Source organism: Pseudomonas reinekei, assembly GCF_001945365.1.
GTDB lineage: Bacteria > Pseudomonadota > Gammaproteobacteria > Pseudomonadales > Pseudomonadaceae > Aquipseudomonas > Aquipseudomonas reinekei.
In genome coordinates this window covers 122,972-140,459 of sequence record NZ_MSTQ01000001.1, presented here as the reverse complement: position 1 = coordinate 140,459, position 17,488 = coordinate 122,972, and the positions used below count along the sequence as shown (strand labels likewise).

The window sequence follows — 17,488 nt, the reverse complement described above, 5'->3', positions numbered from 1 at the left end:
GCGTCGTCGAGAGTTCTGCCTCATCCAGCACTATAGAGGCAGTTGCCCTGCGTTATCGTAGACACCCATCGCTCGCAAGCTCGCTCCTACAGGAGAACTCGGTCTGCTGTGAGAATCAGATGTCCAGTACTAGGGTCTCACTGCCTGCGGCCGGCACGGCGCAGCAGATCAGTACTTCATCCGCCGCCAAGCCTTGTTCCGGGGTGTTGAGGTAGTGGACCTGCCCACTGGTCATCTTGGTAGTACAGGTGCCGCAGGAGCCGCCACGGCAGCTGAACTCAGGGTTAAGGCCGCGGGCTTCCGCCAGTTCCAGTAGAGTCCCGGTGCCTGGCTCCCAGCGCGCTTCCTTGCCGGAAGTGGCGAACAGCACCTTCACAGGCTCACTGGCGATAGGCACCTGCAGTGCGGCGGGAACGCTGACTTCGGCGTCACGCACTAGCGTGGACGGTCCGAATGTCTCGGCATGAATGCGGTCATCTGGGATGCGCATTTTGCGCAGGCCGTCATACAACGCCTGGGTGAAACTCCCCGGCCCGCACAGGTAAAAGTCGTAGTCGTTGAGCGGCAGCAGGGTCTTGAGCAGTTCGACATCGATCCTGCCGGCCAGGTCATAACTCTCGCCACCGCCCTCGGTCGGCGGCTGGCTGACCACCCGCAGGACTTTGACCTTGTCCCCTGCCCTCGCCACTAACTCTTCGAATTCCTCGCGAAAGGCCAGGTCGTCCACCGAGCGACTGCTTTGTAACACCCAGGTCGGGCGCATGCGGTTAATGCGTTTTCCTTCGTAGACTACTTCCCGCAGCATCGACAACATCGGCGTAATGCCAACGCCCGCCCCCAGAAGCACAAGAGGACGCCGCTCCGAGGGTTGAACCGTGAAATGCCCCTGGGGTGCCCGCGCTTCGATCAAGTCACCGACCTGAATCCGATCGTGCAGATGTGAAGACACCACGCCATCACGCTTGACGCTGATGCGCAAAAATTGATCCGAGGGTGCACTGGACACGGTGTAGGTACGAATCGTCGGCGGTTGCCCATCCAGCAACAGCCGCACAGGCATGTGTTGGCCCGGCTCGAATCTGGGCAAACCAACGCCATCGCACGACTCAAAATAGAACGAACGAATACTGCGGCTTTCATCGACGATGCGCGCCACCCGCAGCGGACGCCAGTGAGTACGAAGGGCTTCGGCCTCCAATCGCTCCGCAGCCTGCTCCCAACTTCCTGTCATTGTCGAGTTGAGTGATTCGCCTTCGGCCTGGTCGGCCCAGCGCAATGCCAGCGCAGCCTGACGGTGAACGATGCGCTGCGGCGTGAAACGCCAGAGCCGCTCGGCGCCTTGGAACGCGGCGATTTCCGGGTCGTCTAGCAGTACTTCAGCGGTGCCGGTCATTTGTAGCAGGTCACCGTTCTCGAAATTGATAAACGTCAGCCCGGCACGGGGGTTGAGCAAGATGTTGCCCAGGGTGTTGAAAAAAAGGTTGCCGGAAAAGTCCGGGATAGTGAGCGAGCCGTCTTCTTCCATTCGTACAAAACCCGCCTTGCCGCCGCGATGAGAGGCATCGACTTGGTTCTGATCATCACGCACGACGTAGGTCGCTACATAAAACGAATCCGCCGATGTGACCATGCGGCGTATCAGTGGATCGGTCACGGTCAGCTCTTGAGCGATGTCTGCCGTCTCTTCGACGAACTCGTACTGACGCAGATTAATGTAGCGTGGGCAGTTACCATAGGCTTGAGTCACGACGATCTCGATACGATCGTCCAGCGCCCGCAGTACATTGCCATTCATACGATTGCGGCGGCGAGTGTGCAACTCAATGCCTAACATACCTATCGCATCGCCCGGCTGCATGCCTTCATGAGCAGGATCGTTAGGCTGTGGTTCGAGCTTGATCTGTAAAACTTCCGGTGTGGGAGAGATCATGAAGCCCGGTTGCCCGGTGCGAAGGGTGGCCCACACATCGCCTTGCCGATCCACGGCGCCCAACACCACAAAAGGTAGTTGCGAATAAAACTCGCGATGCTGGTCCGGCATCCACGTCCGCGACATCTGCCGCTGACCGACACCCACCATCATGTCCACTGCACCGACGGCGCGCTGTAAAGTCAATTCACCTTCATGCCAAGGTGAAGATCGAGGTTTTGAGGTGTCGTCCATTCGCTTTCCCCTTGCGCCCGCCGTAACGGTCTGTCTGCTTCGTCACCTCAAACGTGGAGGTGAACTGAGTCAGGCGCATGTTGACGCTGAAGTGCCTGTGACGGAATGGGCACAAAATGCAATCCAGCATTTCAGAAAATGAAATGCTGGGGCGTCAATAGCGAGTTTGTGAATCCCTGTAGAGCGAGTTGGCGAAGGCACCCCGTATGACTACTCCGAAGGCGTTAGCTAAAAGTCGTTCGAGGATCGCTTTACGTGCATGGACGTGGACAGCATCGACTTCGTCTGGATTCACGACACCTCCAAGGTTTTCCACGATGACGCCTAGCTCGCAAAGTTCGAGAACCCCGCACTGGTGCGTTCCTGTCGACTCAAGCTCATGAATCACAACTGCCGCCTAACCATACGCTCACGCCTTGTAAAAATAATCAGCGGTGAGCGTTTGTCGCCTTGGCGTGACTTTTCATATCACGCCAGAGCGCGCTTGGCCGCCGTTTTGATGTGGGTGCTGTACAGCGTCAACCCGGTGAACGCCAGGCCACCAACCAGGTTGCCCAGCACGGTCGGGATCTCATTCCAGACCAGGTAGTCCATCACCGAGAACCCGCCACCCATGATCATCGCCGACGGAAACAGGAACATGTTGACCACCGAGTGCTCGAACCCCATAAAGAAGAACAGCATGATCGGCATCCACATGGCGATCACCTTACCGCTCACCGAGGTCGAGATCATCGCGCCGACCACACCCATGGAGACCATCCAGTTGCACAGCATGCCGCGCAGGAAAATCGTGATCCAGCCGCCCACGCCATAGTGTGCATAACCCAGGGTGCGGGCCTCGCCGATGCTGGCGATCTTTTCCCCGACCGCGCCCGGACCGGTATTGAAGCCGTAGGTAAAGACGAACGCCATCATGAACGCCACGGTCAGCGCATCGGCAAAGTTACCGACAAACACCAGCCCCCAGTTGCGCAACACACCGCGCACGGTGACGCCCGGACGCTTGTCCAGCAGCGCCAGTGGCGTGAGCATGAATACCCCAGTCAGCAGGTCGAAACCCATCAGGTACAGCATCGAGAAGCCCACGGGGAACAGCACCGCACCGAGCAGCGCGGAACCGCTCTGCACCGCGATGGTGACCGCAAACACTGCGGCCAGAGCCAGAATCGCCCCCGCCATGAAACTGCGAATCAGGGTGTCGCGGGTCGACATGTGAATTTTCGATTCGCCGGCATCGAGCATCTTGGTGACGAATTCGAATGGAAGTAGATAGGACATTGGGCTTTCCTCGTAGCTGATTTTTCAAAAGCGGAACGGCTGCTCGATCACCAGGATCGGTAAGGCAGGAACTTGCCATTGAGGGTCAGCAGGACGCGATCGCCCTTGGGGTCTTCAATTTTTTCGACATGCATGGAGAAGTCGATGGCGCTCATGATGCCGTCGCCAAATTTTTCCTGGATCACGTCCTTGAGCGTCGGGCCGTAGACACCCACCACCTCGTACAGGCGATAGATCAGCGGGTCTTGGGGCACGGTCTTTTCCCAACCCTTGACCGGGAACTCGGTCATGGCCATGGCCACGTCTTCACCCAACTCCAGCGCCTCACAAATACGCGCGGCGACATCCTGCGAGGCGCTGTTCATGCCGTAGCACACAGAGGCCAGCCACACCGGCGCCTTTCCGACCAGCTCGCTCAAGTGGTCCCAGGTCATTTCCTTGCGAGCCTTGGCTGCCATGACGGTGTGATGCATTTCGACTTTGTTCATGTTGAAGATCTCTCTTGTGGGTTTTAGCGATACTGGAGAGATAGCGAGAGTCGTGCCAATTGCTAAATTATTCTTATCACGTTGATTTTTAGAGGTTTATTCTCAGAACAGTTTCAAAAGAAACTAACGAATTATCGTAAATAACGAAACTTGGTTAATTAATTTACGATTTTTCGTATATTCGACGTACCGTATCAGCTAGGGCTCCCGGACCATGTCCACCGCCATCGACAAAATATCCGCTGCGTACGCTCCGCTCGCCATGCTGGTGGTGGACCCGGCATCGGACGCTCTGGTCCAGGTCAACGCCGCCGGCCTCGCTCTGCTTGGCTGCGAAGAGAATGCTACTTCCCTCACCCGCTTCAGCCATTTCTTCGGCAGCGCCATCGCACTGTGGGTCAGCTTCACCGACGAGGTGCTAACTCAGGGCGAAGCCTGGTCCGACGATCTCAGCCTGCTCGACCTGACCCGCAAACACCACGCCGTCGAAGTCAACGCCCGGGCACTGGAGGATGGCCAGCGCATCCTGCTGATGATCCAAGACCGCGATCAGCTGGAAACCCGCCGCAACCGTTCCGAAGCCCGCCGCCAGCATCGCTTGGGCCACGTTGGCTGGGAGCGCATCACCCAAGTGTTCGAACGCATCGAGCGACAGAACCGCCTGATCCTCGGCGCCGTAGGTGAAGGCATCTACGGGCTGGACGCCACTGGGCAAACCACCTTCATCAACCCGGCCGCCGAACGGATTCTCGGGTGGAGCGCAGGGGACATGGTCGGCCATGACGCCCACCAGTTGTTTCACCACAGCCACAGTGATGGCAGTCTGTTTGAAGTACAGCAGTGCTCCATTCACACCTCGTTCAGCGACGGCCAGGTGCACCGTGTCGACAACGAGGTTTTCTGGCACAAGAACGGCGAAGCCATACCCGTGGAGTACACCAGCACACCGATTTTCGAGATGGGCCGTCTGGTGGGGGCGGTGGTGTTGTTCCGCGACATTCGTGAGCGGCAGCGGGCCGAACTGCGGTTGCGCGAAGCCTTGAATGAAGTGGAGCAACTCAAGCAACGTCTGGAGCTGGAAAACCAATACCTGCAGGAAGAGATCAAGGCGGAGCGCAATCACCACGAGATCGTTGGCGACAGCCCTGCGGTGCTGCATCTGATCCGCCAGATCGAACTGGTGGCGCCAACTGACGCCAACGTGCTGGTCACTGGCGAATCCGGGACCGGAAAGGAATTGATTGCCCGGGCGATCCACGCCAGCAGCCGGCGCAGCGACCGCCCGTTAATTCGCGTCAACTGCGCGGCGATTCCTCGGGACTTGTTCGAAAGCGAGTTTTTCGGTCACGTCAAAGGCGCCTTCACAGGGGCCACCAATGATCGGGTCGGACGCTTTGAACTGGCCGATGGCGGCACGCTGTTTCTCGATGAGGTGGGCGAAATCCCCTTGGAGCTGCAAAGCAAACTGCTAAGGGTGCTGCAGGACCAGCAGTTCGAACGGGTGGGCGATAACCTGACCCGAGCGGTGGATGTGAGGGTGATTGCCGCCACCAACCGCGACCTGCGGGAGATGGTCGCCGCTGGCGGATTTCGTGAAGATTTGTACTTCCGCTTGAACGTGTTTCCGTTGCATTCGGTGCCCTTGCGCGAACGCCTGGGCGACATACCGCTGTTGGCTGGCCACTTTCTTGAGCGCGCCTGCCAGGCCTTTAACAAACCGGGAGTGCGTCTGCCGTTGACCCAGGTCGAGGTGCTCAAGCGTTATCCGTGGCCGGGCAATATTCGAGAGCTGGAAAACGTGATCGAGCGACAGATCATCGTCTCGCAGGATGGCCGCTTACGCTTCGATGAGCTATTGCCGGCCGCCGCTCGCGAGCAGATTGAGACACCCGTAGAACCGCTGGACGACAGCGAACCGCTGCGCGATGAGATTGTGCAACAGCAACTTCGCCTGAACACCGTGGCGATGCTCAAACGCACTGGAGGCAAAGTCTCCGGCGAAGGCGGAGCTGCGCAACTGCTGGGGCTCAAACCGACCACCCTGGCCTCACGCCTGCGCAAATGGAACATTGATCCGCGGAATTACAAACCCGGTCGCCGCGAGTGATAACGGGCTTCGTCTGGTTATCCGCAGCGTCTATGAGACCATCGCGAGCAGGCTCGCTCCCACAGGGGTGATGTGACGGGTACAGGATCAGGTATAACCTGGATCATGGGAGCGAGCCAGCTCGTGATGGACGCAAACGATGACGCAGGCTGCCTGAATGACCGAGTTACCGGAGGTCGGTGCGAACTGGCAATCAGCCAACTTGCTCAATCATCGTCAGCGCCTGCTTGCTCCCATTGGGTCTGAGGCATGGCTCAAAACCTTTGCTCAATCACCTCGCCGCTGCCCGTTTTCCCTGAATCAAGCTCTCGGCCCGGTCAGAGCTGATCTGGTCCACGAGGTAACGCGCATCCTTGGCCACCCCGGAAAACCGCCCCGAGCCCCAGGTGTACAACCAAGGCAACCCAAGGAAGTACAACCCCGGCTGCGCGGTCACGCCGCGCTGATGGCCCGGATGGCCACGGCCATTGAAGACCGGTGCCTCGACCCAGGTGAAGTCCGGGCTGAAGCCGATGCACCAGATGATGCTGGTGATGCCAGCCGCCACAAGGTCCACTTCACTGCGTTCTTGCTCAGGCGTCCAGGTGGGAACATAGCGCTCACCGGCCGGCGCCTCGATGCCGTGCTGTTCGATGTACTTGTCGATCGAGCCGTTGATGCGGTTGTACACCGCATCGGCGCTGTCGAGGCTCTCCGCTAGGTTAAGCGCGAACTGCATCCGCGTGCCCTGCAAGCCTTCTAGTCGACCGAGCAATTCCATGCCTTCCACGGCAAACTTGCGCAGGTCGATGTCGCGCCCGCCGTCACGCCCGGTGACGTAGTGGTTGGTGTTATCGCGAACGCCTTCGCGCAACGGATGGGTGTCAACCCCGATTTCGTAGTAGCCCATTTCCGCCAGCCAATCGACCACGTCCTTGCCCCGGTAGAAGCGTGCGCAACGCGGTGCATCACCAACCGCCAGAAAGACCTTGCGCCCGGCCAAGTGAAGGTCTTCGGCGATTTGCGCCCCCGATTGTCCAGATCCGACCACCAGCACATTCCCGGCAGGCAAGGCCGCGGGATTGCGGTACTGCTCCGAATGCAACTGATGAACGCCCGCAGGCAGACGCTCGGCCAGGCGCGGAATGATTGGCGTGTGATAACCACCCGAAGCAACAATCACCTGATCGGCCGAAAACTCGCCCTGGGAGGTATGCACCTCGAAACCACCGATGGCGCGCGGCACCACGCGCTGTACTGTCACGCCCTCGCGCACCGGCGCATTCACCGCTTTAACGAAGCCCGCCAGGTACGCGTTGATCTCGTCTTTTTTCATGAACCCGTGAGGATCGGCGCCCTTGAAATCATCGACGTAGGTGTAACCCGGTAAGGCGCACTGCCAGTTCGGCGTGACCAGGCTGAAGGCATCCCAGCGCTGGTTGCGCCATGTGTGGGTGACGCTGTGCTTTTCCAGCACCAGATGATCGACCCCTTCCTGTTGCAGGTAGTAGCTGGCAGACAATCCGGCCTGCCCGCCGCCGACGACGATCACGCTGTGGTGTTGAGTTTTGATGGAAGTGAGGTGGCTGGTCATAACGTTGCTCCGGTCATCGGTGACGATAAAAATTCAGAAAAATCAGAACGAGCTCCAGCCCGCACCGATCACTTGCCCCGCGCCCTCGGTGCGCATGCTGATCACGTTCACCCGCCCCTCGACGTCGGCCGGTTCAACCAGATAACTGGCCTGACCCTTCAGCGAACTCAAGGTGTCCATGGCCGAACTGCAATAGAACCCCTTGACCTCCTTGACCCGTTCCGAGGCGTTGTTCAGCGCGCTTTCGATGCGCTGCAAAAAGTCCGGCAGCGGGTAACTGGCGCCCTCTTCTAGGTATTGGAAAATCACCGTTGAAGGCGAGTAACCGGTGGCTTCGCGGCCATTGGGCCAGCGGATCTTGAAGTTGACGGCGGGCATGTCAGTGCTCCTGTTGCTTGAGGTTTAAAGGGGTCAGGTCCAGATGGGGATAGCTGAAACCGGTGAAGGCCTGCTCGCGCAGATTCCAGAACAGGCCGCGTTGTTCGCCGTGGCGGACGGTCATGACGCCGCTGGCATCGACCGCGCCAATGCGCTCACAGCGCAGCCCTTCGAAGGCGAAAGCGGTCTGGACCTGGTCCCAGTCACCTTCATCGAGGGTCATCAGAAAGCCGTAGCTGGGGAACACCTGCAGCCAGCGCACAAGGTCGGCATCCGGCGGGCACGGCAGCGCCGCCAGATCGACGCTCGCGCCGCAACCGGTGGTTTCCAGCAGCATCAACAGGCTGCCCAGAACCCCGGCGTTGCTGATGTCCTTAGCGGCGTGTAGCAATCGGGCATCGGCCAGGCGCGGCAGCACGTCGAGCTTGCTGCGCAGGCGTTCGGCGGGCACGCCTTCGAACGCCTTCCAATAGGTACTGTCAGCGTGCCAGGCACCTTCAAGATCCACGGCCATGGCGATAACCTGCCCTGGCGCGACATGGAGGGTCGACAACAGGTGTTGCGCTGTGCCAGTAATCGCCACGGCCAGCGCCGTCGGGTTACCGCGGGTGAGGCTGGTATGCCCTCCGGCGAGCAATAGGCCGTAGGCCTCACACGCCGCACAGATACCCGCCAGAATCTGCTGCGCAGCCGCGTTGTCGTGGTGCCAATAGGCATTAACCACCGCCGTCGCGCGGCCGCCCATGGCGGTGATGTCGCTGACATTGGCCATGACCGCCGACCATCCCGCAAACCACGGCGCCGCCTCGACGAAGGCCGGCAACATGCCTTCAATGGCCAGCAGTTGAAAGTGATTGCCACAAGCAATGGCCGCCGTGTCATCGCCGGGCAAGGCATAAAGCTGTTCACGGGTCAGGGCTTGTTTAGTGCTGCCCATGACCGCCGCCGGCTGCTGGATCGCCTGTTTCGACAGCATCGCCGGGGTGCTGCGCAGGGTGTCGATCAAAATCGCGAGATCATTCATGGCGCGCCACCTTCAGCGCCCGCAACGACACCTGACGCGGCATCAACGGGTAGCTCGCCAGATCCGCCTGCATCAGGCAATGAGGCTGGCCGAGCAACTCCAGTTGTTCCAGGCTGTGCCAGCGCAAACCATGGAAATAGCCTTCGTTCTGCGCCTGAACCGTGGCGCGGAACACCTCGCAGCCCAGGTCCTTGGCCCGTGACACCGCCTCGTTGACCAACGCCTTGCCGATCATGCTGTGCCGCCGATACGCCGGCGCCACGCACAAGCGTCCGCCAAACCACAGACCCGGCTCCGGCTGGTAGATGCGCACCGCGCCCACCACCTGATCGGCGATCCCGCAATTGCCAGCCAGGGCGACGATGGCAATTGCCTGGAAGTCATGGCTGTCCTTGTCCTGCACCAACAGTTGTTGCTCTTCGGAAAACACCGAGCGGCGCAGGGCGAAATACGCCTGTTTCTCCCAGTGTTCACGGGCGGGCTTGACCAGCAACTCACCGGCGCGAAACGGCTCGAACGTGCTGTCGACCAAAGCAAAGACGGAATGGGCCATGGGAGTTCTCCGGCTTATTCGTAGTTTTTCAGGGCCGAGCACGCGCCACATTTGGCGCAGCCGGCGTTGATCTGATCGGAGTGCAGACCATGACGGCGCAGGCTCGCGCCGATCTGCGGATACAGGCGAGCCATCATGGCGCTGTCGGGTTTGGGGTGATGGGCCAACGGTGTGCCGTCGATGGGCACGAACGGCACCACGAACGGGTACACGCCAAGGGCGCACAAACGCTCGCTCATCTCGCTGATGGCCGCTTCGCTGTCACCCAGGCCGGCGAGGATGTAGGTGCTGACCTGGCCGCGACCGAACACCTCGACCGCCGCGCTGAAGGCTTCGAAGTAACGACTCAGCGGTACTTCGGCCTTGCCCGGCATGATCCGCTGGCGCACTTCGTCGGTGACCGCTTCCAGGTGCATGCCTAGGGATACCACGCCACTGTCGGCCAGGCGCTGGAACCAGCGATCATCGTCCGGCGGCTCGCACTGCGCCTGGATCGGCAGGTCGACTGCCGCTGTCACGGCTGCGGCGGATTCACACAGGATCGACGCACCGCGGTCCGGGGTTTGCGGCGTGCCGGTGGTCATCACCATATGCTTGACGCCATCGAGCTCCACCGCGGCCTTCGCCACTTGCGCCAATTGCTGCGGACGCTTGCGAGCGATGGTCTTGCCCGCTGCCAGCGACTGGCCGATAGCGCAGAACTGGCAGGAGCTGCCGCGATCGTTGAAGCGAATGCAGTGCTGCAATACCGTGGTCGCCAACACGTCGCGGCTGTGCAGCGTGGCGATTTTCCAGTAGGGAATGCCGTCGGAGGTGCTCAAGCCGTAGAAGTTCGGCACGCCGGGCATCTGTACCTGACCGACCTGCAAGCCTTCACGGAAGATCAACGCCTGGCTGCCATCAGCACTGGGTTGCGCCTGGTAAGGCGAGGTCTGCGAGGCCTGGTTGAGGATCGGCACCATCATGGTCCGGCTGCCGAACGTCAGCGCCTTGTGGTCCGACGGCCCGGCGCCGCCCTGGCGGGACAGGCCGTTTTGCGCCGCTGGCCAGCGGACGCCGTGGCACTGCAACTCGGCCAGCAGTTCATTTGTTTGCATGATCGAGCTCCTCGGTAGCAGCCGTTGCCAAATGGGCAGCACGCTCATGCACATAGGCCGTGGGCGTGCGGTCGATCAGCAGGCTGAGCAGTTCCGGACGACTGTAGTGCCCGACCGAATCCATCATGCGTTTGCGCTTGTCGATCAGCGCCAGGTCGAGGTCGGCAATCACCACGCCTTCGTTGGCACGCAGCGGCTCGCCGAGCAACTTGCCCTCAGGTGAAACGATGGCAGTGAAGCAACCACCGGAGATCGGGCCCAGGCCACAACCGGTGTCCTGCATGATCTGGCCTTGCTGATCGGCATCCAGCCAAGCAGTGGCGTTGACTACGAAACAGCCGGACTCCAGGGCGTGATGGCGAATGGTGACTTCGATCTGTTCGGCGAAGATGTCGCCCACCAGGGAGCCGGGAAACATCGCCGCGTGGATCTGCTCGCCGTCGGCCATCAAGGCGTAGCGCGCCAGCGGGTTGTAATGCTCCCAGCACGCCAGCGAACCGATGCGCCCGATGGCGCTGTCGACGGCGCGCAGGCCGGAGCCGTCGCCCTGCCCCCAGACCATGCGCTCGTGGTAGGTCGGGGTGATCTTGCGGCGATGCTGGATCAGCGTGCCGTCGGCGTCGAACAGCAGCTGGGCGTTGTAGATCGTGCCGCCATCGCGCTCATTGACGCCGATGGACACCACCATCCCCGCCTGCTTGCACGCCTCGCCAATGGCCAGGGTGGCGGCGGACGGTACAGTGACCGATTGATCGAGCAGTTTCAGGTGCTGGGCACCCATGGTGAAGGCCGGCTGCACAAAGGAAAAATACGGGTAGTACGGCACCACCGTCTCCGGGAACACGGCGAACTGCACGCCTTGCTGGCCCAAAGCGATGATCTGTTGGCAGACCTTGTCCACGGTGCCTTCGCGGCTGTAAAGCACGGGGCTCAGTTGAACGGCTGCTGCGCGAATGATGGGCATGATGGGGGTCCTGAAGTGTTGTGTGTTCACAAGATCGATGTCGCTGTTGTGGCGAGCGAGCTCGCTCGCCACAGGGGTATTTCAGCGGCGCTGTCAGGCCGTCCAGGTATCAATGATCATTGCGCCCTCGCGGCGCATCAGCAGGCGCAGGTCCATCACGTCCAGCGGGTTGATCGGGCGGATGCCTTCGATCAGGGCTTTTTCGGTCTGGCCGTACAGGGCTTGCAGGGCAAAGCGGCAGGCGTACACCTCGCCGCCCTCCTCCATGAACTGCATCAATTGCTTGTTCACCGCCAGGTGCCCGGGAAACGCCTCGGCGCCCAAGGTCGGGAAGCCGCGTTGCACGCCCAGTTGCACGCCCGGCCCGTACAACAGGATTTTGGTTTCGAAGCCTTTGCGCAGCAGGCGCTTGGCCTGAAGCATGTTGACCAGGCCGATGGAGCCTTCGAAGGCGATGGTGTGGAAGGTGATCAATACTTTTTCGCCCGGTTCGGCTTTGATGTCCTCAAAGACTTTCTCTTCGTAATTGACCAGGAAGTCGCCGTCTTTGTAATGGGGGATGTCCACGGTTGGCATAGTGTCGCTCTCCAGTGTCTTCGTGCTTGAACGTCAGCCTGGGTTGGCTGCCGGGTTGCAGGAGATAGAGCGAACGCCGTGCCAGAAAATAAAACGTTTTTCTGCAGTGGGTTAAGCATCTGATTTGTATGAAGATACCAATCTGATCCGGTTTTTGTTCCGGCATCTGATGCTATCGCCGAACCACGCATTCCCGTAGAAATACGAATATTCGTAGCCACAGAACACGAGATTTCGTAGCCATGAACGAAGCAGACTCCCTCAGCGGTTGGGCCGACCTGGCCTATTCCTCGCGGCACATGGTGTTCGAGCATTGCGCCGAAGCCATCGCGTTGCTCAATCCCTACGCCGATCGGCTGGTGGACCTCAACATCGCCGCCTGCAAACTGCTCGGCTATCCCAGGCAGGAGCTTCTTGAACTGCCGGTGAGCAAACTCTTCGGTCATCAACTGGCAGACTTGATCGTCTTCACCCAGGCGGTGATGGACAAGGGACGCGGCTGGAGCGACGAGCTCAGTTGCAACTGCAAGAGCGGCGAACGCATCGAGCTGGAAATCTCCGCCACCACCTTGCAGGTCAAGGGCGAGCAGCAGCTGATTCTGGTAATGCGCGAACTCAGCCTGCAGAAGTACCAGCGCGACCAGGCGGACACCGAACGCACCATGCGCGGCGGGCTGATCGAGTGGCGCAATATCCTCAACCTGTTCCAGGAAAACGAGCGCGATAACCAGTTGCTGCTCAGCTCCGTGGGCGACGGCATCTACAGCATCGACAGCGAAGGCCTGGCCACCTTCGTCAATCCAGCCTGCGCGCGCATGCTGGGCTGGGAAACCCAGGACATGATCGGCAAGAACATCCACCGCATTCACCACCATACCCATGCCGATGGCAGCCATTACCCGGTGGAACAGTGCCCCATCTACAAAGCGGTGCACGACGGTGTGATCCACGAAGGTCGTCAGGAGATTTTCTGGCGCCGCGACGGCAGTTCGTTCCCGGTGGAATTCACCAGCACCCCGGTGATCTCCGATGGCCGTATCGTTGGAGCCGTGGTGGTGTTCCGTGACATCACCGAGCGGCGCAGCACGGAAAACCAGCTGCAAAGCGCCCTCGAAGAACTCAAGGTGCTCAAGGATCGGCTGGAAGAGCAAAACGCCTATCTGCAGGAAGAGATTCACATCGAGCACAACTACCGCGAGATCGTCGGCCAGAGCGAACCGATCAAGAAAATTATCCGGCAGATCGACGTGGTCGCGCCCACCGATGCCAGCGTGTTGATCAACGGTGAATCGGGCACAGGCAAGGAACTGATCGCCCGCGCGATTCACCAGGCCAGCCGCCGTAACGGCCACCCGCTGATCCGGGTCAACTGTGCGGCGATCCCCGCAGAACTGTTCGAGAGCGAATTCTTCGGCCACATCCGCGGCGCCTTTACCGGCGCCGTGCGCGATCGGGTCGGCCGCTTCGAGCTGGCGGATGGCGGCACGCTCTTTCTCGATGAAATCGGCGAAATCCCCCTTGAGCTGCAAAGCAAACTGCTGCGTGTGTTGCAGGAGGGGCAATTCGAACGGGTCGGCGAAGAGCGCACGCGCAAGGTCGATGTGCGGATCGTCGCCGCGACCAACCGCGACCTGCGCCAGGAAGTGGCGACCAAGCACTTTCGTGAAGACCTGTATTTCCGCCTCAACGTGTTCCCGATCCAGTCCCCGGCGTTGCGCGATCGCCTGATGGACATCGGCGCCCTGGCCGCGCACTTCCTCAAGCAGACTGGCAAACGCCTGAACATGCCCGGCCGGCGCCTGCGCAATAGCGATATCGAACGCCTGCAACGCTATTCGTGGCCGGGGAATATTCGCGAACTGCAAAACGTCATCGAGCGCGCGTTGATCACCTCGATTGGCGCCGACCTGAACCTGGACCTGCCGGACGAGCCCAAAACCAGCCTGCCTGCACCACAGCAACCCTCCTCCGAAGTTGCGATCATGACTGACGCGCAAATTCGCGAACTTGAACGCAGCAACATGCAGGCCGCATTGAAGGCGGCGGATGGCAAGTTGTTCGGCAAAGGCGGCGCAGCGCAATTGCTGGGACTGAAACCGACGACATTGGCGTCGCGGTTCAAACGGCTGGAGATCAAGCTCGAATAAAGCGTGGGCCCGGTCGCCACGCAACTTCGTAAAACCCGCTACGAAATGTCGTATTCCTACGGAGTTACGTAGCGGGCCGGCTCAGAACGGAACGTCCCACAAATCAAAAATACCGTTATTAATCATAACGATATGAAATCACCAACAAAGTGGTACGTCATTCGCAATTGGGTAGCCGTCAGCCGCCCTCCGCGGCGAAACGACGGATTCCTGCCATGCCAACAGCCACCACGCTCATCGCTTCCCGTACAGAAACCTACCTGGCTTCGATGCCCAACCTGGCCTTCACCGGGTTGTAGGAAAACTGGTTGTTGAAAGAGTGCGGCCATCAACACTGGCTCGCCCTGGCGCAATTGCATGATCGAGCGTTGCCTGATTTCGTCGATGACCAAGGACGCATCGCCTACGCCGCGTTCACGGCGGTCAATACTTGGGATTTGAAGCTGGAAGCGATCATCGAAAATCGCGAGTTCCGGATTCATACCCGGATCGGTCGCGGCGGCCAGGCCCGGCATTTCAGCGAACATGAAGTCTGGCTGGGCGATCGCGTCGTGGGGCAACTGGCGCTACTGTCGACCTTCATCAGCCGGCATGTACCGGGGGACAATCGCAGTGTCAGCAAGGCTTGCCTCAGGGGCTCGACGGCAGCAGTGACCGAGCTGCCGCAGGCACTGCAAGTGCTGCATGTCGACAACCGTCGGATACGCAGCGGGAATTGGCACAGTCATTACGGTATCGATCGCCAGGCAACCGCGGCGCAGGCATTCGATTTCACGCCCTGCCCCGACATCGATTTCAACGGTGCCGACCTGCTGTACTTCGCCAACTTCCAGGCCATGGTCGAGCGTGCCGAATGGGCCCTGCTAGGGTTGCGCCGCCCAGGTCATGTCCGCCAACGCGAGCTGCATTTCTACGGCAACCTCAATATCGGTGACAGCGTGCAACTGCTTTTGCACACGACATCGCCAAGCCATCGCGAGCTTCACTGGTGCGAGGTATTTCGGCGTAGCGACGGGTTCAAGCTGGCCGATGTGTTCACCCGCAAACACCATCTTTCGGACTGCAGCCGATGAGCCATTCTCCCCTTTGGCGACCCGAAGGTCTGCGACTCAAGACGTTGTACCAGAGCAGTGACGTCGAAGGTCTTGAGCACCTGCACAGCCTGCCCGGCAAGGCACCCTTTGTGCGTGGCCCCTACGCCAGCATGTACCTGCAAAAGCCCTGGACCGTGCGTCAATACACCGGGTTCGCCGGCGCCGAGGCGAGCAATCAGCGCCTGCGCCAGCGCCTGGCCGAAGGCGCCACCGGCCTGTCGCTCGCCTTCGATCTGCCGACCCATCGCGGCTACGACTCCAGCGATCCACACTGGCAAGCCGACGTCGGCAAGGCAGGCGTGGCCATCGACAGTGTTGAGGACATGATCGAGTTGCTGGACGGCATCGCCCTGGACCAGGTCTCGGTGTCATTGACCATGAACGGCGCGGTACTGCCAGTGCTGGCGGCCTTCATCGTTGCCGCTCAGGAATCCGGCGTCGCGCCGGAACGGCTCAGTGGCACGATCCAGAACGACATTCTCAAAGAGTTCATGGTTCGCAACACCTACATTTTTGCGCCGAAACCTTCAATGCAGATCACTCTTGATGTGATCAGCTACTTGAATGAGCACGTACCTCGGTTTAATCCGATTTCGGTGTCCGGTTATCACTTTCAAGAGGCCGGGGCCGACACCGTGCTGGAGCTGGCACTGACCCTGATCAACGCAAGGACTTACGCCGAGCAAGTGCAAAACAACGGCCTGGACGTGCAGCGATTCTGCGAACGCATCAGTTTCTTTTTCGGCATCGGCAGCGACTTTTTCAGTGAAGTCGCCAAGTGTCGTGCGGCACGCCTGTTGTGGTGGGAAATTACCCGGGACCTTGGAGTCACCCTCGATAAAGGCCAGGCGCTGCGCATGCATTGCCAGACCTCCGGCTGGTCCCTTAGCGCTCAGGACCCGCTGAACAATGTCGTGCGCACCACCGTCCAGGCCATGGCCGCGGTCTTCGGCGGCACCCAGTCGCTGCACACCAATGCCTGGGATGAAGCCCTGACGCTGCCCAGTGAGGCCTCGTCGAGACTGGCGAGCAATACCCAGCACATCCTTCAACAGGAAACCGGCCTGTGCGACGTGGTCGACCCGTGGGCGGGGTCTTACATGATGGAAGCCTTGACGGCGCAGCTGGCGCAACAGGCGCGTCTGCAAATGGCCGAGATCGATGCCCTGGGTGGTGTGTTCCAGGCGATTGAGTCCGGCGCGATCAACCGGGCCATTCACCATCAGGCCATGGCTACCCAGGCACGTCTCGATAGCGGGATTGCACGGCGTGTCGCTGCAAATGAACCCGCGCAGGAGCCGGTGACGCCCGTGGACAGTCAGGCACTGCGCGCCCGCCAGGGCCAACGCCTCAACCGCCTGCGACTCAAGCGCGACAACGCTCGGGTTGAGGCGCAGCTGCATTCGATCACCGAGTGCGCACGCTCGGGCCAGGGGAATCTGCTGGAGAATACCGTGGCGGCCATCAGCGCGCGGGCGACACTTGGTGAGTGCACCCAGGCACTGGAAAAGGTCTGGCCTCGGTTCAGGCAAGGGCTGGATTTCAGTGTGGGGCACTATGGACCGTCTATGAGTCAGCAGCCCGATTGGGCGATCGTTGCGCAGCGCCTGTCGACCTTTGTCGCCCAGAGTGGTCGCCGGCCCAGGATCCTGCTGTCTAAACTGGGCCAGGACGGGCATGACCGCGGGATTCGCTTGATGGCTGCAGCGCTGGCCGATGCCGGTTTCGAGGTGCGCCTGTTGCCGCTGTTTCAAACGCCGGCGCAGGTGCTGGACGTCTTGGACGATGCCGATTTACCAGATCTGATCGGCGTTTCAAGCCTGGCCGGAGCGCACACGGAACTGCTGACTGAACTGTTGGGTTTGTTGAATCAACGAAGGATTGACGTTCCGCTGGTCGTCGGCGGCATTATTCCGCAGGCCGATGTACGACTGTTGCTGCAACGGGGGGTCAAGGCCTGCTTCGGACCGGGACAGGAGGTAGCGCAGATGGTCGGCCAACTGATCGATCTGCTCCACGTTGCCTGACTGTAGGAGCGAGCA

Annotated in this window: 14 protein-coding genes; 4 read left to right on the top strand and 10 right to left on the bottom strand. The window is 60.3% G+C overall.

Features of this window, described 5'->3' with window-relative positions:
- Positions 1–115 precede the first annotated feature (115 nt).
- The 3 genes from BVK86_RS00685 to cynS form a co-directional block, all read right to left on the bottom strand.
- On the bottom strand, positions 116–2,164 hold the full coding sequence (locus tag BVK86_RS00685; protein ID WP_075944575.1) for a 2Fe-2S iron-sulfur cluster-binding protein: 2,049 nt from the start codon (positions 2,162–2,164) through the stop codon (positions 116–118).
- 468 nt (positions 2,165–2,632) lie between these two features.
- The gene (locus BVK86_RS00680; protein ID WP_075944574.1) at positions 2,633–3,445 is read right to left on the bottom strand and encodes a formate/nitrite transporter family protein; all 813 of its coding nucleotides are present in this window, start codon (positions 3,443–3,445) and stop codon (positions 2,633–2,635) included.
- A 47-nt stretch (positions 3,446–3,492) separates the two neighbouring features.
- A complete protein-coding gene (cynS, locus tag BVK86_RS00675; protein ID WP_075944573.1) occupies positions 3,493–3,933 on the bottom strand; it encodes a cyanase in 441 nt (146 codons plus the stop codon).
- Positions 3,934–4,147: 214 nt separating this feature from the next.
- Between cynS and BVK86_RS00670 the strand changes: the two genes are divergently transcribed.
- Positions 4,148–6,040, top strand: a complete 1,893-nt coding sequence (locus BVK86_RS00670) for a sigma 54-interacting transcriptional regulator (RefSeq protein WP_075944572.1) — start codon at positions 4,148–4,150, stop codon at positions 6,038–6,040.
- 271 nt (positions 6,041–6,311) lie between these two features.
- Here the strand turns inward: BVK86_RS00670 and BVK86_RS00665 are convergent, their stop codons facing one another.
- The 7 genes from BVK86_RS00665 to BVK86_RS00635 all read right to left on the bottom strand — a co-directional run bounded on the left by BVK86_RS00665 (position 6,312) and on the right by BVK86_RS00635 (position 12,205).
- Positions 6,312–7,613, bottom strand: coding sequence for an MSMEG_0569 family flavin-dependent oxidoreductase (locus BVK86_RS00665; protein WP_075944571.1), 1,302 nt, complete (start codon positions 7,611–7,613; stop codon positions 6,312–6,314).
- Between the two features lie 42 nt (positions 7,614–7,655).
- Positions 7,656–7,991 (bottom strand): MSMEG_0570 family nitrogen starvation response protein, encoded by a 336-nt coding sequence (locus BVK86_RS00660; protein WP_075944570.1) that lies wholly within the window; start codon positions 7,989–7,991, stop codon positions 7,656–7,658.
- Between the two features lies 1 nt (position 7,992).
- Positions 7,993–9,015, bottom strand: a complete 1,023-nt coding sequence (locus BVK86_RS00655) for a sll0787 family AIR synthase-like protein (RefSeq protein ID WP_075944569.1) — start codon at positions 9,013–9,015, stop codon at positions 7,993–7,995.
- A complete protein-coding gene (locus BVK86_RS00650; RefSeq protein WP_075944568.1) occupies positions 9,008–9,568 on the bottom strand; it encodes an MSMEG_0567/Sll0786 family nitrogen starvation N-acetyltransferase in 561 nt (186 codons plus the stop codon). Before BVK86_RS00650 ends, BVK86_RS00655 begins: the two co-directional genes overlap by 8 nt.
- Positions 9,569–9,582: 14 nt before the next feature.
- Positions 9,583–10,665 (bottom strand): MSMEG_0568 family radical SAM protein, encoded by a 1,083-nt coding sequence (locus BVK86_RS00645; RefSeq protein WP_075944567.1) that lies wholly within the window; start codon positions 10,663–10,665, stop codon positions 9,583–9,585.
- The gene (locus tag BVK86_RS00640; protein ID WP_075944566.1) at positions 10,652–11,629 is read right to left on the bottom strand and encodes a Nit6803 family nitrilase; all 978 of its coding nucleotides are present in this window, start codon (positions 11,627–11,629) and stop codon (positions 10,652–10,654) included. Before BVK86_RS00640 ends, BVK86_RS00645 begins: the two co-directional genes overlap by 14 nt.
- Positions 11,630–11,722: 93 nt before the next feature.
- Positions 11,723–12,205, bottom strand: coding sequence for an MSMEG_0572/Sll0783 family nitrogen starvation response protein (locus BVK86_RS00635; RefSeq protein WP_075944565.1), 483 nt, complete (start codon positions 12,203–12,205; stop codon positions 11,723–11,725).
- A 242-nt stretch (positions 12,206–12,447) separates the two neighbouring features.
- Between BVK86_RS00635 and BVK86_RS00630 the strand changes: the two genes are divergently transcribed.
- The 3 genes from BVK86_RS00630 (at position 12,448) to scpA (ending at position 17,473) form a co-directional block, all read left to right on the top strand.
- The gene (locus tag BVK86_RS00630; protein ID WP_075944564.1) at positions 12,448–14,352 is read left to right on the top strand and encodes a sigma 54-interacting transcriptional regulator; all 1,905 of its coding nucleotides are present in this window, start codon (positions 12,448–12,450) and stop codon (positions 14,350–14,352) included.
- A gap of 308 nt (positions 14,353–14,660) precedes the next feature.
- Complete coding sequence (locus BVK86_RS00625; RefSeq protein WP_231977884.1) at positions 14,661–15,425, top strand: Pnap_2097 family protein; 765 nt, start codon at positions 14,661–14,663, stop codon at positions 15,423–15,425.
- Complete coding sequence (gene scpA, locus BVK86_RS00620) at positions 15,422–17,473, top strand: methylmalonyl-CoA mutase (protein ID WP_075944563.1); 2,052 nt, start codon at positions 15,422–15,424, stop codon at positions 17,471–17,473. The genes BVK86_RS00625 and scpA overlap by 4 nt, the downstream gene beginning before the upstream one ends.
- Positions 17,474–17,488: the final 15 nt, after the last annotated feature.